Annotated in this window: 16 protein-coding genes; 13 read left to right on the top strand and 3 right to left on the bottom strand. The window is 53.8% G+C overall.

Features of this window, described 5'->3' with window-relative positions; translation table 11 throughout:
* Positions 1 to 2 precede the first annotated feature (2 nt).
* The 12 genes from J0X12_RS15370 (at position 3) to gloA (ending at position 11,645) form a co-directional block, all read left to right on the top strand.
* Positions 3 to 734 carry an isoprenyl transferase gene (locus tag J0X12_RS15370; protein WP_207047321.1) on the top strand — a complete coding sequence of 244 codons (732 nt, stop codon included), beginning with the start codon at positions 3 to 5 and terminating at the stop codon, positions 732 to 734.
* A complete protein-coding gene (locus J0X12_RS15365) occupies positions 735 to 1,550 on the top strand; it encodes a phosphatidate cytidylyltransferase (protein WP_207047320.1) in 816 nt (271 codons plus the stop codon).
* Complete coding sequence (dxr, locus tag J0X12_RS15360; protein WP_207047319.1) at positions 1,550 to 2,752, top strand: 1-deoxy-D-xylulose-5-phosphate reductoisomerase; 1,203 nt, start codon at positions 1,550 to 1,552, stop codon at positions 2,750 to 2,752. Before J0X12_RS15365 ends, dxr begins: the two co-directional genes overlap by 1 nt.
* 26 nt (positions 2,753 to 2,778) lie before the next feature.
* On the top strand, positions 2,779 to 3,930 hold the full coding sequence (rseP, locus tag J0X12_RS15355; RefSeq protein WP_207047318.1) for an RIP metalloprotease RseP: 1,152 nt from the start codon (positions 2,779 to 2,781) through the stop codon (positions 3,928 to 3,930).
* A gap of 63 nt (positions 3,931 to 3,993) precedes the next feature.
* Complete coding sequence (gene bamA / locus J0X12_RS15350; protein ID WP_207047317.1) at positions 3,994 to 6,276, top strand: outer membrane protein assembly factor BamA; 2,283 nt, start codon at positions 3,994 to 3,996, stop codon at positions 6,274 to 6,276.
* Positions 6,254 to 6,853, top strand: a complete 600-nt coding sequence (locus tag J0X12_RS15345) for an OmpH/Skp family outer membrane protein (RefSeq protein ID WP_207047316.1) — start codon at positions 6,254 to 6,256, stop codon at positions 6,851 to 6,853. The genes bamA and J0X12_RS15345 overlap by 23 nt, the downstream gene beginning before the upstream one ends.
* Positions 6,853 to 7,881: a UDP-3-O-(3-hydroxymyristoyl)glucosamine N-acyltransferase gene (lpxD, locus tag J0X12_RS15340; protein WP_207047315.1), complete on the top strand. Its 1,029-nt coding sequence runs from the start codon at positions 6,853 to 6,855 to the stop codon at positions 7,879 to 7,881. The genes J0X12_RS15345 and lpxD overlap by 1 nt, the downstream gene beginning before the upstream one ends.
* Positions 7,878 to 8,342: a 3-hydroxyacyl-ACP dehydratase FabZ gene (gene fabZ / locus J0X12_RS15335; RefSeq protein WP_207047314.1), complete on the top strand. Its 465-nt coding sequence runs from the start codon at positions 7,878 to 7,880 to the stop codon at positions 8,340 to 8,342. Before lpxD ends, fabZ begins: the two co-directional genes overlap by 4 nt.
* 107 nt (positions 8,343 to 8,449) lie before the next feature.
* Entirely contained in the window at positions 8,450 to 9,235 is a 786-nt protein-coding gene (lpxA, locus tag J0X12_RS15330) for an acyl-ACP--UDP-N-acetylglucosamine O-acyltransferase (protein WP_207047313.1), read from the top strand.
* The gene (locus J0X12_RS15325) at positions 9,198 to 10,073 is read left to right on the top strand and encodes an LpxI family protein (protein ID WP_207047312.1); all 876 of its coding nucleotides are present in this window, start codon (positions 9,198 to 9,200) and stop codon (positions 10,071 to 10,073) included. Before lpxA ends, J0X12_RS15325 begins: the two co-directional genes overlap by 38 nt.
* Complete coding sequence (lpxB, locus tag J0X12_RS15320) at positions 10,070 to 11,233, top strand: lipid-A-disaccharide synthase (protein WP_207047311.1); 1,164 nt, start codon at positions 10,070 to 10,072, stop codon at positions 11,231 to 11,233. The genes J0X12_RS15325 and lpxB overlap by 4 nt, the downstream gene beginning before the upstream one ends.
* Before the next feature lies 1 nt (position 11,234).
* Entirely contained in the window at positions 11,235 to 11,645 is a 411-nt protein-coding gene (gene gloA / locus J0X12_RS15315; protein ID WP_207047310.1) for a lactoylglutathione lyase, read from the top strand.
* 4 nt (positions 11,646 to 11,649) lie between these two features.
* Here the strand turns inward: gloA and J0X12_RS15310 are convergent, their stop codons facing one another.
* The 3 genes from J0X12_RS15310 to gltX all read right to left on the bottom strand — a co-directional run bounded on the left by J0X12_RS15310 (position 11,650) and on the right by gltX (position 14,696).
* Positions 11,650 to 11,853 (bottom strand): hypothetical protein, encoded by a 204-nt coding sequence (locus tag J0X12_RS15310; protein WP_207047309.1) that lies wholly within the window; start codon positions 11,851 to 11,853, stop codon positions 11,650 to 11,652.
* 4 nt (positions 11,854 to 11,857) lie between these two features.
* A complete protein-coding gene (gltA, locus tag J0X12_RS15305) occupies positions 11,858 to 13,165 on the bottom strand; it encodes a citrate synthase (protein ID WP_207047308.1) in 1,308 nt (435 codons plus the stop codon).
* A 127-nt stretch (positions 13,166 to 13,292) separates the two neighbouring features.
* Complete coding sequence (gene gltX / locus J0X12_RS15300; protein ID WP_207047307.1) at positions 13,293 to 14,696, bottom strand: glutamate--tRNA ligase; 1,404 nt, start codon at positions 14,694 to 14,696, stop codon at positions 13,293 to 13,295.
* Positions 14,697 to 14,813: 117 nt separating this feature from the next.
* On the opposite strand from gltX, the gene J0X12_RS15295 reads away from it, so the two are divergent.
* Positions 14,814 to 16,910 carry a ComEC/Rec2 family competence protein gene (locus J0X12_RS15295; protein WP_207047306.1) on the top strand — a complete coding sequence of 699 codons (2,097 nt, stop codon included), beginning with the start codon at positions 14,814 to 14,816 and terminating at the stop codon, positions 16,908 to 16,910.
* The last annotated feature ends 12 nt before the right edge of the window (positions 16,911 to 16,922 follow it).

Raw genomic sequence — 16,922 nt, 5'->3', positions numbered from 1 at the left:
GCATGACAGTCATACCCTCTGCCGAAACCGGCGCAACTATCATCCCGGAACATGTAGCGATTATCATGGACGGGAACGGACGCTGGGCGGCGAAGCGGTCCCTGAAGCGTCTGCGTGGCCATGAGCAAGGCGCGGAAGCCGTACGGGAAGCGCTCAAGGGATGCGAGGAGCTGGGCGTACGCTACTTGACTCTGTTCGCATTCTCGTCGGAAAACTGGAGCCGACCCATCGAAGAAATCAATCACTTGATGGGTCTTTTCCGGTATTTTTTCAAGAAAGAGATCAAGGCCATTTGCGATGCCGGTATTAGGGTGAAATTTATTGGTAATACCAGTAAGTTACCTCAGGATATTCAGGACTTGATTGAAGAAATAAAGGTTCTGACCAAGGACAATACGAAGCTGATCCTGACCTTGGCGCTCAGCTATGGTAGCCAGTCTGAAATTGTTGGCGCGGTGAAGGCTCTTGGGGAAAAAATCAAGGCCGGGGAGCTTTCTCCTGAGGACATTGATGAAAACATGGTCGCGCGTCATCTCGAGACCGCAGACCTTCCTGAACCAGATCTCTTGATCCGCACCAGCGGGGAACAACGGCTCAGCAATTTCCTGCTCTGGCAATGTGCCTATACGGAATTTGTTTTTCTGGAAGTACTCTGGCCGGATTTTAGAAAGCAGGACCTGATCGCTGCGGTGGAGGAGTTCGGGAGCCGGAACCGCAGGTACGGGGCTCTTTAAGTGCTGCTCTCTTCCCTGACCTCGCTGCAGCAACGTGTGATTTCTGCCCTTGTTCTCGCGCCCATTGCGATTGCTGCGCTGTATTTCGGCGGGATCTATTTTCTGCTGTTCCTGATGGCTGCTTCCGCGGTTATGGGCTATGAATGGTGCCGGGCATCGCTTGAAAAATCTCTGGGCCTTGCGACAACACTGACGGGAACAAGTGTTGTTGTCGCCTTGTTTCTCGCGCAAAAAGGACTTTTTTTACAAGCTGTTATCGCCCTTTTATTGGGATCTGCCTTAGTGGCGGTGGGGACCGTTTTCCGCAAGAGGCATGACCGCATTGTCTGGGCCCTGGCCGGGCCGTTCTGTATCGGCCTGCCTGTTCTGGCGCTTATCATGTTGCGCGCCCATCCGGAGACCGGTTTTGGCTTGACCTTTGGCCTGTTTCTCACAATCTGGGCCACGGATATCGGTGCCTATTTCAGTGGTAAATCGATTGGCGGGCCAAAAATTGCGCCGTCCATTAGCCCAAACAAAACCTGGGCTGGGTTAATCGGCGGTGTTATTTCTGCCATGATTGTCGCCTATCTTGTCAATCGCTATCTCGTTGGCGGACAAGTTGCGACAATCGGCGTACTGGGTCTGGGCGCAATCTGTGCTATTCTTGCTCAAATGGGGGATTTTGCTGAATCCGCCTGGAAGCGTCGTTTCGGGATCAAGGATGCGAGCAATCTTATTCCCGGGCATGGCGGTGTCATGGACCGGCTGGATGGCATCTTCCTGACAGCGCCGATGTTGATGATAATAATCATGTTAACGAATGGAATATGGTGATGAGTATAAGTGCCGCCGCAGCGGATACTTCTCCGAAGACAACAGCCGGTCTTAGGCATGTCAGTATATTCGGCTCAACCGGTTCTGTCGGTGTGAGCACGCTGGACCTGATTGCCGGTGCGCCAGACAAATTTTCTGTCGATGTACTGACGGCGAACGAGAATGTCTCCTTACTGGCAGAGCAGGCCCGGCAGTTTAGCGCCGGCCTCGCGGTCATTGCGGATGAAAGCAAGTATGCGGAACTCAAGTCTTCGCTCGCGGGCAGCGGCATTGAAGTCGCAGCGGGAAGGGATGCCCTTATTGCGGCCGCAGGCCGGAAGGTGGATTGGGTGATGCTGGCGATCGTGGGCGCGGCCGGGTTGGCGCCGGCGCTTGCCGCCGTTCGAACAGGTTCCATCATCGCCATCGCCAATAAGGAAGCCCTGGTATGCAGCGGTGATCTTGTGTTGGGCGATGCAAAGAAATACGGGGCAACGCTTCTTCCGGTGGACAGCGAGCATAATGCGATATTCCAGGTGCTGGATTTTGATCAGATCGATACTGTCGAGCGGTTGATCCTGACAGCCTCGGGGGGACCGTTTCTCGATTTTACCCTCGATCAAATGAAATCCGTCACGCGCGAACAAGCACTTGCCCATCCGAACTGGGACATGGGCGCCAAGATTTCAATCGACAGCGCGACCATGATGAACAAGGGACTGGAATATATCGAGGCGGTTCGGCTGTTTCCGGTAAGCCCCGAGAAAATAGATATTCTGGTCCATCCGCAATCGGTTATCCACAGCATGGTGGAGTATCGCGACGGGTCGGTACTGGCGCAGATGGGGGCACCGGACATGCGCACACCGATCTCCTACACACTTGGCTGGCCGGAACGGCACAGCTTTCCAGCGGAGCGGTTAGACCTCGCGAAAACCGGTTCACTGACATTTCTAGAGCCGGATCTGCTGAGATTTCCGGCCATCAGGCTGGCGCGTGAAGCGCTTTTTGCTGGAAAATCAGCGCCGACAACGCTAAATGCGTCCAATGAAGTAGCGGTTCACGGCTTTCTAACCGGAGCTATCGGGTTCCTGGATATCGCGGCCGTTGTCGAGGAATGCCTGAATCGGGCACAGGTTGTCGACCTCTCCTCAATCGAGGATATATTTGAGTGCGACAGACAAAGTCGGGAGTTGGCGCGCACCGTTATGGCCTCAATCTAAGCAGAAATCGAAAGCGGTAGAGTTATATGAATTTTCTGATAGAGAACTGGATCTACATTCCGGCCTTTGTTGTCGTTATTACGGTTCTTGTGTTTGTCCATGAATATGGACATTACAAGGTGGCCCGCCTGTGCGGTGTGAAGGTCGATGCGTTCGCGATCGGATTCGGTCCCGAGTTATGGGGGCGGTTTGATAAGAACGGGTGCCGATGGAAAGTCTGCGCCGTACCGTTCGGCGGATATGTCAAGTTTCACGGGGACGCTGGCGTCGCGAGTGACGCCTCAGACGAGATTGACGACATGTCCGAAGAGGAAAAGAAAGTCAGTTTCCATCATAAATCACTGCTCCAGCGAACGGCGATTGTTTTTGCAGGGCCTGCCGCCAACTTCATCTTTGCAATAGTCGCCATGGCGATCCTTTTCATGGCACTGGGCCAGGCGCAGACACCGCCGGTCGCGGGTGATGTCTTGGCGGAAAGCGCCGCCGCGGAAGCCGGGATTGAACCAGGAGACCGGGTACTTTCCGTAAATGGTGCCGCTATCAGCAGCTTTGAAGAGTTGCGCCGGACGGTCCTGGTTGGTCTTGATGAGCCCCTCTTGATGAAACTTGATCGGGGTGGACGTACTGTCGATGTGTCTGTCCGGCCGCATATTGTCGAGGAAATTGACGCCGACGGGAATGTACAGCGCATCGGGCGTCTCGGGATTGTCTCGACAGGCCGGGAGTTTGTGAAACATGGTCCCATAAGCGCTTTGACCAGTGCTGTGGATCAGACGTGGTTCATCACCACGGCGACGCTCAAAGGTGTTGGGCAAATGATTTCGGGAACACGGGATACAAAAGAACTGAGCGGTCCGCTCGGCATTCTGAAGATGTCCGGTGACGCGGCGAAGCGGGGCGAGGGGCTGCTCGATAATGCGCTTTCCCTGTTCAACTTCATGATCTTCGTTTCTATCAGCCTTGGCCTGATTAATCTGTTTCCGGTGCCGATGCTCGATGGTGGGCATCTTGTCTTTTATGCCTATGAAGCCGTACGCGGAAAACCACCCTCTGCAAAAGCCATGGATTTTAGTTTCAGAATTGGACTATCACTCGTTCTGATGCTAATGATATTTGCCACTTGGAATGATATCAACAAACCATGGGTAAAAGATTTTTTCACAGGCTTGTTTTCCTGACAGATTAGGTCTGATAAAACTGTTCGACGTTAATTGAGGCTGTCCGCTCAGGGGGGTGGGATTTTGCGCGTTTTTGTATTATTTGCGGTGTTCGCATTTGCAATGCTTTCGGCGACACTGTCGACCAGCCCGCATGTCTACGCGCAATCTTCCGTTATTATCTCTGAAGTCCGGGTAGAGGGGAATCAGCGGATTGAAGATGATACGGTAAAATCGTATCTGCTGGTGTCCGCCGGAACGCCTTATGATCCCTCCCGCGTGGACCGGTCTCTCAAGGCGCTCTTCAATACAGGCTTGTTTGCGGACGTGTCTATTCGTCAGGACGGGACCGTCCTGATCGTCGACGTCGTTGAAAATCCGATTATCAACCGGCTGGCGTTTGAAGGCAACCGGCGCATTGACGATGAGACGCTGGCCGCGGAAATTCAACTCAGGCCGCGTATTGTCTATACCCGTGCAAGAGTGCAGAACGATGTCCAGCGGATTATCACCGTCTACCGGCGGAGTGGCCGGTTTGCGGCGACTGTCGAACCGAAGGTGATCCTGCTTCCCGAAAACCGCGTTGACCTTGTCTTTGAAATTAACGAAGGCGAAGCGACGGGCATCAAGAAGATCCGGTTCTATGGCAACAAGAACTTCAGTGACAGCCAGCTGCTGAGCGAGATTTCAACCGAAGAAACCCGCTGGTACAATTTCCTCTCGGACTCGGACACCTATGATCCGGACCGCCTGACGTTTGATCGTGAACTTTTGCGGAAATTCTATCTCTCCAAAGGATATGCCGATTTCAGGGTGGTCTCGGCTATTGCCGAGCTGACACCCGACAGAGATGGATTTTTCATTACTTTTGCCGTTGAAGAAGGTCAAAAATACAGCTTTGGCGCGATTGACGTAAAGAGTGAGATCAAGGACGTTTCGCCTGACGCGCTTATGGCACAGGTGACCACCATTGAAGGCGAAACCTATAACGCCGACAAGATTGAAGACACGATCCAGAAAATCACTTTTGAACTCGGCAAGCTTGGCTATGCCTTCGTCAATGTACGTCCCCGTATTGATCGTGACCGTGAAAATCTGAAAATCTCGGTTACCTATGAAATCAACAAGGGACCGCGGGTTTATGTGGAGCGGATCAATATCACCGGTAATGTTCGGACACTTGATTATGTCATCCGGCGGGAAATGAAGCTGGCGGAAGGCGACGCCTTTAATACGGCCCTGCTGCGCCTGTCTCAATCACGTGTACGCGGCCTTAATTTCTTTGAAAAGGTCGAAGTAACCCAGGAAGAAGGGACAGACGCGGACAAGACGGTTATCAATATCGATGTGCAGGAGAAATCGACGGGGGAGCTCAGTGTCGGTGCGGGCTTCTCCACCACGGAGGACGTGTCGGCTGATTTGCAAATTCGCGAACGGAACCTGCTTGGCCGTGGACAGGATTTGCGGTTTGGTGTTTCTGTTGGCTCCGATAGCCAAACAATAGATGTCGGCTTTACGGAACCCTATTTTCTCAATCGTGACCTGAGTGCCGGTTTCGATATTTTCCGGACAGTGCGCGATTACCAGGATGAAAGTGGATATGATCTGGAGCGTACTGGCTTTTCACTGAGATCCGGCTTCCCGATAAAAGAGAAAATTCGCGGCGATGTATTCTATAGCCTTGTAAACGAGAAGATCGACAATGTGCAATCAACGGCGCCTGTCAGTATTCAAAAATCGGCTGGGGAGTATCTGATTTCCTCAGTGGGATATACCATTACGATCAGTGACCTTGATGACACCCTGTTGCCGACAACGGGCAGTAAGTACACCTTTGGACAGATAATTTCCGGACTTGGCGGGGATGTCCGTTCTCTTGCCACAAATGCAAGCTATATCCGGTTTTTCCCTGTCTATGAAAATGATGTAGTATTAAGTGCGGGGATTACCGGCGGATATATTTTCGGGTTGGGTGAAGATGTTATATTGGCGCAGCGCTATAATGTCGGCGGGCGTAATTTCCGCGGATTTGAGAGCCGGGGCATCGGGCCGCGCGATCTCGCATCCGGAGATGCGCTTGGGGGTAATGCCTATTTCGTTGCATCATCTGAGCTTCGCTTTCCGGTGGGACTTCCACAGGAATACGGGGTCTTGGGCCGAACGTTTATTGATGTAGGAACGTTGACGGAAATCGACGACAATGATCCGGGTATTGTCGACAGCGCAAGCATAAGGGCGGCCGTTGGCGTGGGCCTCAACTGGGTGTCACCCTTTGGGCCAATCCAGATAAATGTCGCAGTTCCTATAATGAAGGAAGACTATGATAAGGACGAGATTTTCCAGTTTGATTTTGGAACGCGCTTCTAGGAAAGGAACCATGATCCGACGTTTAGTTCAAACATCCTTTTTTCTCCTTTGTGTGGTATTCGGTTCTGCGCAATTGAGTTTGGCGCAAGCAACCTCATCGGCGGTTATCGGTGTTGTTGATATGCAAAAGATCATGCGTGAGCTGGACGTTGTGAAGGACATCAATGCACAGGTAAAAGCGCTCGAAGATAAAGCCAATGCGGAATTGATGGCGGAAGAAAATAAGCTCAAAGATGAACGCAAGCAGATAGAGCGGCAGAAGACTCTTGTAACGCCCGACGCATATTCGAAGAAGCAGTCGGACTTTAACCGCAAGGCAGCTGAATTTCGGGTCAAGGTGCAGGAAATAAACAGGCAATTGCAGATTAGCCGGGTTAATGCACTCGATAAAATCAGAGCGCAAATGCTGCCAATCATCCGTGAAGTGATGGACAAAAATGGCGCGGCTCTGGTCCTTGATGTCAGCGAGATCCTGTTTGTTGAAAAGCCGCTTGAAATAACAGAAGAGGTTATGGGCCGGCTCAACAAGGATCTTAAGAAGATCAAGGTTGAAATTGTTCCATTGAAGAAGAGCTGATGCCTGATCCACATTTTTATCATGTAGCGGGTCCTTTTTCACTCGCGGAACTCGCTGAAATACCGGATGTCCAACTAGCGCCAGGTGTTGATTCAAGCATTATGATTTCGGATGTTCGCCCTCTGGATCAAGCGGGCGAGGGAGACCTTACTTTTCTCAGCAATCCAAAGTATCTGGAAAAGTTTTTAACGACCAATGCTACGGCCTGTATCGCGAGCCGCAAGGCTCTTAATAAATTTCCTGAAGGCTTGGCCATACTTGTCGCCGAAAATCCCTATAAGGCCTATGCGCGGATTGCGAATAAATTCTATGCGCCGGTATCCGGGTCCGGCGGCATACATCCGACGGCCGTCATTTCGCCCAGTGCAGTTGTCGGCGAGAATGCCTCCATTGGACCTTATGTCGTCATAGAGGATGATGTTGTCGTTGGCGACAATTCCATCATTGGCCCGCACGCTGTGCTGAGCAAGGGGATCCGCATCGGTAAAGATTGCCGAATTGCTGCAGGCGTGTTGCTTAGCTACTGCTATATTGGTGACAATGTCGTTATGCATAACGGCGTCAAGGTTGGCCAGGACGGCTTTGGATTTGCCCCGGATGCGACGGGAAATATAAAAATACCTCAGCTGGGTCGGGTGATTATCGGATCGAACTGCGAGTTCGGCGCCAATACGACGATAGACAGAGGGTCCGGACCGGACACGATCATTGGCGATAACACCTGGCTCGATAATCTTGTCCAGGTGGGTCATAATGTCACCATTGGAAATGACGTGATCATCGCCGCGCAAACAGGGATTTCCGGCAGCACGGTCATAGAAGATCAGGTTGTGATCGGCGGGCAGGTAGGACTTGCTGGTCATATACGGATCGGCCGGGGTGCACAGATTTCTGCAAAGTCCGGCGTGATTTCCGATATTCCACCGGGTGAGATATATGCAGGCTTCCCCGCGCGACCCCGCAAACAGTTTTTCCGCCAGATGGCGATTCTGCGTAAATTATCGAATAACAAGGGTTCTGAAACATGACTGAAAAATCCTCCGCCGATACGGCCGACACCCTCGATATTCTCAAAATTATGGATATGATCCCGCATCGGTATCCACTCCTGTTGGTAGACAGGCTGGTCGATATTGTCCCGGGCACTTCGGCGACGGGTATCAAGAATGTAACCATGAACGAGCCGCAGTTTCAGGGGCATTTCCCGAACCGGCCAATTATGCCCGGCGTGATGATCGTGGAATCCATGGCGCAAACTGCCGGCGTTCTTGTCATCAAGACCCTCGGCGCGGAATCACAGGGAAAACATGTTCTCTTTATGTCGATCGACAATGCCCGGTTTCGCAAGCCCGTGACACCCGGCGATACGATGCATGTACATGTGCATGTCAAGCAGAACCGCGGCGCCGTCTGGCGTTTCACCGGGGAAGTTCAAGTCGACGGCAAAAAGGTGGCTGAAGCTGATTTCTCCGCCATGATCGTCGATTGATGTAATAGGTAACCGGTTGTAACACAGCTTGATTTGTGATCCGACCTGTTCCGCGTTAGCTATAGCGCAATATTATTATCTGATTTGTTAGGGTAACTGGATACCGAATGGGCAATATTCATCAGACAGCAATTATTGAAGACGGCGCATCGGTCCATCCGGACGCGGTTGTCGGCCCATTTTGTGTTGTCGGCAAGGATGTCACGCTGAATGCGAATGTCACGCTGAAATCGCATGTTGCGGTGGATGGCTGCACGCATATCGGGCAGGGCACGACCATTTTTCCTTTTGCATCTATCGGGCATGCGCCGCAGGACCTGAAGTACAATGGGGAGAAGTCCAGGCTCACTATCGGCGAGAATTGCATTATTCGCGAACATGTCACGATCAACCCCGGAACGGAAGGCGGGGGCATGCTGACCGAAATCGGCAATCAGTGCCTGTTGATGATCGGGGCCCATGTCGCGCATGACTGTATGATCGGGAACAATGTAATCCTCGTGAATAATGCGACGCTGGGCGGGCATGTGGTGCTCGGTGATTTCGTGATTATTGGGGGCCTATCGGCTGTTCATCAGTTCGTCCGTATCGGGGAACATGCGATGATCGGCGGGGCATCAGGCGTTGAAACGGATGTCATTCCGTTCGGATCGGCAACGGGCAACCGCGCCGCCCTCGGCGGCCTTAATCTTACCGGCATGAAAAGGCGGGGATTCTCGCGGGAGGATATTCATGCCCTGCGCAGTGCCTATAAATACATGTTTACCGGCGAAGGTACCTTCGCGGACCGGTGCAAGACCGTACCGGCTGATATTGCCGGTTTCCCCTCCGTGCAAACGGTTCTAAAATTCATCAATGAAGAAACAAAGCGTGGGTTCTGTCAGCCAGAGTAACGCAACGGTGATGCGTATTGGCATCATAGCCGGAAGCGGCAGCCTGCCGCTTGCGCTTGCCTCAACCCTACGGGCGCGGGGGGAGACGCCATATCTTCTGCTGGTCGAAGGGGAAGCTGAACCTTCGCAATATGCCGAATTTCCTCACGAGGTGATCCGAATAACAAAGGTCGGGCGCTTCCTGAAAGCCCTCGCGCGGGAAAACTGCACGCATATCACGCTGGCAGGCCCCGTAAAGCGTCCTGACCTGAAAAACCTCGTGCCGGATATGGAAGGGATGAAACTCCTCGGCCGGATTACAGGGGCGGTGCGCAAGGGGGATGACGGCCTGATGCGGGCCATCACCACCTACCTGAAGGAAAAAGGCTTCACTGTCGTTGGCGTACATGAACTGGCGAGTGACCTGCTGGTTCCGGCGGGGCGTCTTGGCAAGGTTATCCCGACGGCGCGAGACGAGACAGACATCACCGCTGGTATCCGCATCGTGAAGGCTGTGGGTGCGCTTGATATCGGACAGGCCGCGATTATCCGGGATGGCTATGTGCTGGCAGTCGAGGCAGCGGAGGGAACGGATAAACTGTTGATACGTTCATCCGAGTTCGCCTGGGATGAACCGGCGGGCGTCCTCGTCAAGCTGTCCAAGCCCGGGCAGGAGCTAGCGGCGGATATGCCGACAATTGGCCCGGAAACAGTCTCGCTTGCGGCTCAGGCGCATTTGCGGGGAATTGCGGTTGAAGCAGGGCTGACGCTTGTTCTCGACCTCAAGGAAACCCTACGCCGTGCGGATGAAGCAGGGCTCTTTGTGGTTGGGCTCGACTCGCAGAGAATATCAGAATGAATGTCAACGGCCATCGCCGGATATTTATTCTGGCAGGAGAACCCTCCGGTGATGCGCTTGCGGCACGGCTTATGTCGGGCCTGAAGGAAAAGGCGCCTGACGTTGAGTTTTTTGGCGTTGGTGGTCCGCTGATGGCGGCGGAAGGGCTTGAAAGCCTTTTTCCCATGGAAGAACTCAGCGTGATGGGCCTGTTCGAGGTTCTGCCCCGGTTGCCGACGCTCCTGAAACGCATCGATCAGACGGCGGCGGAAGTCAAACGCCTGAATCCGGATATTTTTATTTCCGTTGATGCTCCTGATTTCAGCTTTCGCGTTGCACGCAAGCTGGCCGGAAGCTCCTTTCCCAAGGTGCATTATGTGGCGCCGTCGGTCTGGGCCTGGCGCCCGGGCCGGGCCAAAAAAGTGGCCGCGTTGTACGATCACCTTCTAACCTTGCTTCCGTTCGAGCCGCCCTATTTCGACGCAGAAGGGTTGCCGGCGAGTTTCGTCGGCCATTCGGTGATTGAAACCGGGGCAGACAAAGGAAACGGACCAGCGTTCCGGGAACGCCATGGCATCGGCGCGGAAGAGAAGCTGTTGATGCTGCTGCCGGGCAGCCGACGCGGGGAGGCGACACGGCTACTTCCAATATTCAAGGAGGCAGTGGCGCAGTTGCAGGCCGACATCGGCGCGGTCCGGTTGGTTGTACCAGTTATCGGCCGGGCGGGCGACATTGTGCGCACCGAAACCGCGACCTGGGAGGTGGAACTGCTTATTGTTGACGGAGAGGTCGAGAAATTTGACGCGATGGCCGCGTCAGATGTTGCTCTCGCCGCTTCCGGCACTGTCGCCCTGGAATTGGCGCTTGCTAGGCTGCCGAGCGTTATCGCCTACCGGATGAACCCCATAACCGCCATGATAGCGCGCCGTGCCGTCAAGCTCGATCACGTCAACCTCGTTAATATCCTTCTCAAACGAGAGGCTGTGCCGGAACATATCCTGGAAAACTGCCGGGCTGAAAATTTGTCCCGGTCACTCGCGGAGCTTTTCCAGTCTGAGGAAAAGCGGGCGCAGCAGATTGTTTCCTATGAAGAGGCCATGTTACAGTTGGGCGAGGGCGACGCGGCTCCCGGGGCGCGGGCGGCAGATATTATCCTGAAACTCATTGCAAGGAATAGATAACATGAGTGGTAACAGCGACAGCAATTTCAGAATGCTGCATACGATGATCCGGGTGAAAGATCTCGATAAATCCCTGGATTTCTATGTCAATAATCTGGAAATGAAGGTCTTGCGCAAGTCTGATTTTCCGGGCGGGAAATTCACTCTGGCCTTTGTCGGATATGGGGATGAAAAGGAAAATACGGTCATTGAGCTGACCCATAACTGGGATCAGGAAGAACCCTATGATCTGGGCAATGGTTTTGGCCATCTCGCGCTTGGGGTTCAGGATATCTACGGGATTTGTGAGAAGCTGGAAGCAAAAGGGGTGAAAATCCCGCGGCCGCCAGGGCCGATGAAACACGGCACATCCGTCATTGCTTTTATCGAGGATCCGGACGGCTACAAAATCGAGTTGATAGAGAAAAAGTAGCAGCCTAGTTGCTGCCAAAATACCAAGCGGCGGCAAAGAAAATCAGCATGGCCGCAGGCAGAAGAATCATGGATAGTTTCTTGAGGCGATAAAAAAGCGGCGCCCGATTATCGTTCGCCGCTTTCAAATAGAGTCGTCTCGCATGCTTTGCACCTTCGGTCGGAACCGAAGGTGCTATATTTTTGCTGCTGCGCGAGACACCGCTCATGTGATTACCGTTTGTTCAGTTCAACATAGGAGCGTTCGGTATAGCCTGTGTAAAGCTGGCGCGGACGTCCGATTTTCTGAGACGGATCTTCCATCATTTCGTTCCACTGTGCCACCCAGCCGACTGTGCGGGCGAGGGCGAACAGCACGGTGAACATGCTTGTCGGGAAGCCAAGTGCCTGCAGGATGATTCCGGAATAGAAGTCGACGTTCGGGAAGAGCTTCTTCTCGATGAAATACGGATCTTCGAGCGCGATTTTCTCCAGCTCCATTGCCAGCTTGAGCATCGGCTCATCCTTGATGCCGAGTTCGTCAAGAACTTCATAGCAGGTCTGCTGCATTACCTTGGCGCGCGGGTCGTAGTTTTTATAGACCCGGTGACCAAAGCCCATCAGGCGGAACGGGTCGTTCTTGTCCTTTGCCTTGGCGATATATTCCTGAACCCGGTCAACACTGCCGATTTCATTGAGCATGGTGAGCACGGCTTCGTTCGCGCCGCCATGCGCCGGGCCCCAGAGACAGGCGATACCGGCCGCGATGCAGGCAAACGGGTTGGCCCCGGAGGAACCGGCAAGACGCACCGTCGAGGTGGAGGCATTCTGCTCATGATCCGCATGAAGGATGAAAATCCGGTCCATGGCGCGGGCGATGGTCGGGGACAGCTTGTACCGTTCTGCGGGAACGCTGAACGTCATGTGCAAAAAGTTTTCCGCATAGGACAGTTCATTGCTTGGATAGATAAAGGGCTGACCAACGGAGTATTTATAGGCCATGGCCGCAATCGTCGGCATTTTCGCAATCAGGCGATAGCTTGCAATCATGCGCTGTTTCGGGTCAGTTATATCGGTACTGTCATGATAGAAGGCGGAAAGCGCGCCAACAACACCGACCATAACGGCCATCGGATGCGCGTCGCGCCGGAAACCGCGGTAGAACTGGGTCAGCTGTTCATGCAGCATGGTGTGATAAGTGATGTCGTGCGTGAACTTGTTCTTCTGCTCAACGTTGGGGAGTTCCCCCTTCAGCAACAGATAGCAGACTTCCATAAAGTCACTTTTTTCGGCCAGTTCCTCAATCTTGTAGCCGCGATGCATCAGGATGCCCTGGTCACCATCGATATAGGTAATCGCGGAATCGCAGGAGGCTGTCGAGGTGAAGCCTGGATCATAGGTGAAATGCCCGGTATCGGCATATAGTTTGCGCACGTCTATGACAGACGGCCCAACCGTGCCCGCAATTAGCGGCAGGCTTAGCGTATTTTTGTCCGACCCTTCGGACAGGGTGACATTGCCAGTAACGGTAGAGCTACTCATTCATCCACTTCCTTTTCGTTTTTCAGGCTTTGTCGCGCCCGTATTTACAAAAAAATTCCGGGTGGAATTTCCCATTTTTATGTGACGATATTCTCGTCGGTACTTCTGCGCCCTGAAGCATTCGGCCTTAATCCGAACGCACGTCCCGGATACGTCCGATGGACTGTTCCCGGCCTAGGACGTTCAGGACGTCAAAAATACCGGGTGAAACCGTGGTTCCAGTCAACGCAGCCCGCAAAGGCTGTGCAATTTTTCCTAACTTGAGATTTTCCGCCTCGGCCGCCGCGCGAACGGCTTCCTCGACTGTCTCCGGATTCCACTGCTCAAGCGCCTCCAAACGGTCCGCCAGCCGCATTAGAACTGCGCTCGCCTCTTCGGTAATCAGGCTTTTGGCTTTGTCATCCAGCGCAAGCGGTCGCTCGGCAATCAGAAACAAGGAACTCTCTGCGAGGGAGTTTACAGATTTTGCGCGTTCTTTCAAGCCGTTCATGGCTTTTTCTATTAATTTCAGTTGATTAGAAGATATCTCTTGACCGGTATTTTTGGCCAGTATTGGGGCAACCAGACTTGTCAGATAGGCGTCGTCGGCATTCCGGATATAGAGGCCATTCAGGTTTTCAAGTTTGGCAAAATCAAAGCGAGCTGCTGATTTTCCAATATTTTCAAGGTTAAACCATTCGATTGCCTGCTCGGTGGAGATCACTTCATCATCTCCATGCGACCAGCCGAGCCGAAGCAGGTAGTTCCGGAGGGCCTCCGGCAGGTAGCCCATATCCCGGTAGGCTTCTACGCCAAGCGCCCCATGGCGTTTCGATAATTTCGCGCCATCCGGGCCGTGAATCAGGGGAATATGGGAGTGATTGGGAACTGGCCAGCCGATGGCTTCTATGAGCTGCTTCTGCCGCGCCGCATTGGTGAGGTGATCGTCCCCGCGGATAATGTCCGTAACGCCCATATCATAATCATCGACAACAACGGACAGCATATAGGTCGGTGTGCCGTCTGCGCGCAACAGGATCATGTCGTCCAGCTGTTCATTGGCGAACGTCACGTCGCCCTGCACCAGGTCATGTACAACCGTGACGCCTTCATTCGGGGATTTGAACCGGACAACCGGGTCGACGCCTGCCGGCGCCTCCGACGGATCGCGATCGCGCCAGCGTCCGTCATAGACAGGAGGGCGCCCTTCCGCCCGGGCGGTCTCGCGCATGTCCGCAAGCTCCTCCTTGGAGGCGTAGCAGTAATAAGCCTTGCCCTCGTCAATCAGTTGACGTGCAATTTCTGCATGGCGGTCACGTCGGGAAAACTGGAACACGGGCTCCTCATCCCAATCCAGGCCAAGCCATTTCATACCGTCAAATATCGCTTCGATCGCCTCGTCCGTGGATCTCTCCCGGTCGGTATCCTCGATGCGAAGCAGGAATTTGCCTTCGTGATGGCGCGCATACAGCCAGTTGAACAACGCCGTGCGGGCACCGCCAATATGCAGAAATCCAGTCGGGGAAGGGGCGAAACGGGTTACGACAGTCATAAGAATTTACTTTGCAATTCGTTCAGTTATAAATTTGATCCGGATGATCATTAAAAAGCAGGCATTTGTACCCTGTGTCTCGGCAGAGGGCAAGTATGCCGTTGGAAGGCGCGAGCCATGATCTTTTCGGGCCCGACAGGCCATGACAATTTGGCGGATCAGTTTCGCCGCGACCGGGCGCGCTGGTTCCTGTGGTTCCCGGCACTGATCGGGGGTGGCATTGCTCTTTATTTCACGCTTCTCTTTGAACCCGGCTTACCTTGGCTGATTTTACCCGGTTTCCTCGCCATTTTGCTATTTGCGCTAAGAGAAAGCCGGCTGGCCGGGCTTCGCCTGTTTCTTGGGGCGGTGTTCCTTGTCTCCCTAGGATTTTCAGTGGCACTTCTGCGCTCAGAGATTGTCGCGGCGCCCATATTGCAGAAGAAGCAGGTGACGGAACTGACTGGTCGCATTCTGGAAAAATCGACCGGTATCAACTCCGCAAGGTTCCTGCTTGGAGACATCCGGTTCGCGAGAGCAGATCGCGTCCCCGCTCTTGCCTATATCCGGTTGTCGTCCCGGACCAATTTTCAGGACATCAGTCCGGGAGAGATCGTCAAGGTTAAGGCGGTTCTGCTGCCACCGCCGGAGCCAGCCTATCCCGGCGCCTATGATTTCCAGCGTCGATCCTATTTTCAGTCAATTGGAGCCGTCGGCTATAGCATTAGTGCATTTGAGGTGGTCGGGCAGAACCATAGCCTGCTTTCTCGGCTCCGAAGCCTTTCGGCGGAAGTGCGCGCCAATATTGCCGATTTTGTTCTCTCCAATGCATCGTCCGAAAGTGCCGGCTTTGCTATTGCCATCATGACCGGTGACAAGGCGGCAATTCCGGAAGATCAGCTCGATGACATGCGGTTTTCCGGTCTCGCCCATCTGCTCGCCATTTCGGGCATGCATATGGGGATGATCGGCGGTCTGATCTTTTTCGCCGTACGGTTTCTGCTGGTGCTGTCGCCCTATGTCGCCCTTTACTATCCGGTCAAGAAATTCGCGGCCATTGTCGCGTTGATCGGCCTAGCGGGATATCTGTTCGTGAGCGGGATGAGTGTTTCCGCCATTCGCGCCTTTATCATGATTGCTGCCCTTTTCATCGCCATATGCTTTGACCGAACCGCGCTGTCCCTGAGGATGGTCGCTCTTGCCGCGGTGATCATATTGTTGTTATTTCCGGAGAGCCTGGTGAGCGCCAGTTTCCAGATGTCGTTCGCCGCCGTATTCGCCCTGATATCGCTGTATGAGCAGTTGGGACCGAAGCTCTCCCGTTTCGCGCGCAGCGGCGGTATAATCCGGCGTGGCCTGGCCTATATTCTTGGCATTATCCTGACCTCGCTTGTGGCCGGGCTGGCGACGGCGCCCTTTGCCCTCTATCATTTCGGGCAGGTGGCGACATACAGCCTTGTTGCCAACTTGTTTGCGGTACCGATCATGGGCCTCTGGGTCATGCCGGGCGTTATCCTGTCCTTTATTGGCTATTCCGTCGGCTTGAGTTTTCCCCTCTCCATTGTTGGAAGCGGGATTGACCTTATCCTTTGGGTGGCGCGGGAGACGGCCGCCCTGCCGAACGCGGTGCTGCACACCGGCACCTTTTCCGAATTACAGCTGATCGGGATCACGGTTATCGGGTTGTGGTTTATAATCTGGCGGCAGTCTGTCCGCTGGCTCGCCCTGCCGATGCTGGCGGTACTGACGCTGACATTTTTAGCCAATAGATCGCCGGATATTCTGATCTCGGAAAGCGGTAATCTTTATGCCCTGAAGACCGAGACGGGAGAGACCTTCTATTCCAGTCAGCGGGCCGACCGGTTTGAGGCGCAACGTTGGCGACTTGTCATGGGGCCGGATAGGGTAGAGGATCCGCCCTCGCGCCTTGCCTGTGATCCGTTCGGCTGTGTATTGCGGCGTACGGGGGAATTGATCGCCTTTCCGGAAACCACGGAAGGGGTTGAGATGGATTGTCGCCGTGCGGACATTATCGTCAGCCGCGTTCCCGCGCCGGATAATTGCACTCGCGCTCGACTGGTCATAGATAAGTTTGATCTCTGGCGGCGCGGCGCACATAGCCTTTATTTGGACCCGAACGGGAACATACTGTTGGAAACGACCAATGACGTGCGGGGAAATCGGCCTTGGGTGCCGGATCGCTACCGGCATAACCCGGCAACAGGATCGAACTAAGAGGCGTTGATC

The sequence above is a fragment of the Sneathiella sedimenti genome (genome assembly GCF_017313765.1).
Lineage (GTDB): Bacteria > Pseudomonadota > Alphaproteobacteria > Sneathiellales > Sneathiellaceae > Sneathiella > Sneathiella sedimenti.
The sequence above is the reverse complement of the archived record's forward strand: the minus strand, read 5'-3'. Positions and strand labels throughout refer to the sequence as shown.

Coding starts and splice junctions, on each gene's coding strand:
- J0X12_RS15370 (WP_207047321.1), top strand. CDS start 3: ATGACAGTCATACCCTCTGCCGAAACCGGCGCAACTATCATCCCGGAA.
- dxr (WP_207047319.1), top strand. CDS start 1,550: ATGAGTATAAGTGCCGCCGCAGCGGATACTTCTCCGAAGACAACAGCC.
- rseP (WP_207047318.1), top strand. CDS start 2,779: ATGAATTTTCTGATAGAGAACTGGATCTACATTCCGGCCTTTGTTGTC.
- lpxD (WP_207047315.1), top strand. CDS start 6,853: ATGCCTGATCCACATTTTTATCATGTAGCGGGTCCTTTTTCACTCGCG.
- fabZ (WP_207047314.1), top strand. CDS start 7,878: ATGACTGAAAAATCCTCCGCCGATACGGCCGACACCCTCGATATTCTC.
- lpxA (WP_207047313.1), top strand. CDS start 8,450: ATGGGCAATATTCATCAGACAGCAATTATTGAAGACGGCGCATCGGTC.
- J0X12_RS15325 (WP_207047312.1), top strand. CDS start 9,198: ATGAAGAAACAAAGCGTGGGTTCTGTCAGCCAGAGTAACGCAACGGTG.
- lpxB (WP_207047311.1), top strand. CDS start 10,070: ATGAATGTCAACGGCCATCGCCGGATATTTATTCTGGCAGGAGAACCC.
- gloA (WP_207047310.1), top strand. CDS start 11,235: ATGAGTGGTAACAGCGACAGCAATTTCAGAATGCTGCATACGATGATC.
- J0X12_RS15310 (WP_207047309.1), bottom strand. CDS start 11,853: ATGAGCGGTGTCTCGCGCAGCAGCAAAAATATAGCACCTTCGGTTCCG.
- gltA (WP_207047308.1), bottom strand. CDS start 13,165: ATGAGTAGCTCTACCGTTACTGGCAATGTCACCCTGTCCGAAGGGTCG.
- gltX (WP_207047307.1), bottom strand. CDS start 14,696: ATGACTGTCGTAACCCGTTTCGCCCCTTCCCCGACTGGATTTCTGCAT.
- J0X12_RS15295 (WP_207047306.1), top strand. CDS start 14,814: ATGATCTTTTCGGGCCCGACAGGCCATGACAATTTGGCGGATCAGTTT.